Below are 2,939 nucleotides of genomic sequence, written 5' to 3'. Positions count from 1 at the left end.
AAGATCGAATTGAGGCGTATTGACATCTGAAATATTGGACGCTTCACTACCAAAACCTTCTGCAATTTCAATATGGACTCGCTCATCATTCACAATCTTTCTTACCATCTCTAATACCCAGTCTATACTGTCCCCCGGCCTCAGCCTGAAATTAACAACCGCTGTAGCTGTGGGAGGGATAACATTGTCTTTAACACCACCTTCAATTATTGTAGGTGCCGTTGTGGTCCTCATCAAGGCAGAGAGGATTGATCTGCCTGAAGCGTACCTGACGAACGGCTTCTCAAAAAGCCACTGATTGGCAATTAAAATTCTCACCCAGAATGGCATGGCGGGCGCAAATGCTTCCATCATATGACGAATAGATGGAGTCATGGATGCTGGCAGTGGATTGTCTTGAAGCTTCTGAACCGCCGCGGCAAGGATTCCAATAGTGGTCTCCTTTCCCGGCATGGAAGAGTGCCCGCCTTGGCCGTGAGCGGTTAACTTCACAGACATATAACCTTTTTCACCCATAGCTACAAATGCGGACATGGAATTAATTGGAAGCATGTCACCGGAAAGTAGGCCTCCACCCTCGTCTAAGACAAACTCAGGTACAATATTCTTCGACTGCATCAGCTCGGCTACTTTAGCAGCGCCCTGTGTGCCGCCGATCTCTTCATCATAACCGAACGAGATATAGATTGATCTCACCGGGGAGAAACCATCATTCAGCAGCCACTCCACCGCTTCCATAATGGAAAAAAGGCTCGCCTTGTCATCCATGGCACCCCGGCCCCAGATATAGCCGTCAGCCACATCCCCTTTGAAAGGACCGTGAGTCCAGTCATCCACCGATTCATCCGTTACAGGGACTACATCCATGTGCGCCATCAGTAAAACAGGATTGAGCGACGGGTCTGTCCCTTCCCATAGGTAAAGAAGGGAAAGGTCACCTATTATCTCCCGCTTCAGATAGCGGTGGACCTTCGGGTAATTGCTTTCAAGATAACTGTGAAATTTTTTAAACGCCTCAGGGTCCATTTTCGATCGGTCTGTATAGGCGACAGTAGGAATTCTCAGGCCGCCGGCAAATCGTTCAGCAAAGCCTTTTTCATCAATTTCCAGGAGCGGAACCGATTTAACATCAACGGCTTCTTCACCGAACGTAAATGTCCGGATCAACATAACAGAAAATAGAAAAATGAGAGCGGCTCCAATCCATTTTAGAATGCTTTTCATGTTCATTAAACAATCATGATGAAAGGTGGTCCCGAAGTTAATGACCCTCTCCATACCTGCCAACGTGGGAGGATTTGCATATATCACCCGACATGAGCGAGGTGACAATATCATCAACCGTACCTCAACGTTTCTTTTCTTCGAATGATAACAGTCCTATATTCATTGTTCGTGGGGTTAAGCGAATTAAAGGAGAAAATAATGAGCTCATCAATAAAACATTGTATGCGAACAGTTTCTTTCTTTTCCATTCTTTTGTCATCACTGACAGCTGTGGAAATAGACACTTCCCTTTTCCAGGCCATGGAGTGGCGAAACATAGGTCCCTTTCGTGGTGGTCGCTCCACAGCAGCTACCGGTGTTGTGGGTAATCCGTCAACTTACTACTTCGGCGCTACTGGAGGTGGAGTGTGGAAAACGGATGACGCCGGTATATCGTGGCGAAATATTTCTGACGGCCAGTTCGGCGTAGGATCCATCGGCGCCATAACCGTTTCTTCATCTAATCCGAATATTATTTTTGTCGGTACAGGAACAGCCTGTGTCAGAGGCGTTTCCAGCTCCCATGGTGATGGCGTTTATAAATCCATGGATAGTGGTGAAACGTGGTCCCATCTAGGACTTAAAGAGACACGTCAGATTTCCAAAGTGATCATTCATCCGGACAACCCCGATCTTGTTTATGTGGCGGCACAGGGGACGCCGTGGAAAGGGAGCAAAGAGAGAGGAATCTACCGATCAAAAGACGGCGGTAAAACCTGGGACCAGGTTTTGTTTGTGGATGAACTGGCCAGCGCTTCCGATTTGAGCATGGATATGACCAATCCAAAAGTTCTCTACGCAGCCTTCTGGCATCACCAGCGTCTGCCGTGGCAGGTTCGCAGCGGGGGACCCAACAGCGGCATCTACAAATCCACTGATGGCGGCGACACCTGGGATAAACTTGAAAAGGGACTACCGAAAGAGATGGGCAAAACATCTGTCGCCGTCTCTCCGGCTAATCCAAAGCGTGTTTGGGTATTGGTAGAGTCAAACAAATGGGGACTCTATCGATCCGATGACGGCGGGAAATCGTTTTCGCGACTGAACAAAGATCGTGTCCTTATTGCCCGAGCATGGTACTACATCCACCTGTTTGCTGATCCCCAGGATGAAAATACGGTTTATGTTCTTAATGCACCTGTAATGAAATCAATCGACGGTGGAAAAACTTTTCAAAATGTTCGTACACCTCACGGTGACAATCACGATCTTTGGATCAACCCACATGATAACCAGATCATGATCAACGCTAATGATGGCGGTGCCAATGTCTCTTTCAACGGCGGCAGAACCTGGTCTACTCAGCAGAACCAACCCACAGCCCAGTTTTATCGGGTTATCACCGATAACCGGTTTCCTTACTGGGTTTACGGCGGTCAGCAAGACAACAGCTCCGTGGCTATTGCCAGCCGATCCCGTGGCGGTATCGACTGGAAAGATTGGTATTCGGTAGCAGGCTGTGAGAGCGCTTATCTGGCTTTTGATCCTGACAATCCCGTTCTGGTCTATGGTGGTTGTTATCAGGGACTCATCAGTGAACTGAATGTTGAAAGCGGCAATAGTCGGAGTATCATGGCCTACGAGTATCTCGGCCTCGGCTCTGACCCAATTGATCAAAAATATCGATTTAACTGGAATGCACCCATTGTGGCATCACCTCAAGATCCAGATGT

2 protein-coding genes are annotated in these 2,939 nt (G+C 47.9%); one reads left to right on the top strand and one right to left on the bottom strand.

Features of this window, described 5'->3' with window-relative positions:
- The coding region (locus QF669_01630) for a M20/M25/M40 family metallo-hydrolase (GenBank protein ID MDP6456144.1) at positions 1–1,224 on the bottom strand (1,224 nt) is incomplete at its 3' end.
- 201 nt (positions 1,225–1,425) lie between these two features.
- On the opposite strand from QF669_01630, the gene QF669_01625 reads away from it, so the two are divergent.
- Positions 1,426–2,939 (top strand): glycosyl hydrolase (locus QF669_01625; protein ID MDP6456143.1); only part of this gene is annotated, 1,514 nt, incomplete at its 3' end.

The sequence above is a fragment of the Candidatus Neomarinimicrobiota bacterium genome, from assembly GCA_030743815.1.
GTDB lineage: Bacteria > Fidelibacterota > Marinisomatia > Marinisomatales > S15-B10 > UBA2146.
The sequence above is the reverse complement of the archived record's forward strand: the minus strand, read 5'-3'. Positions and strand labels throughout refer to the sequence as shown.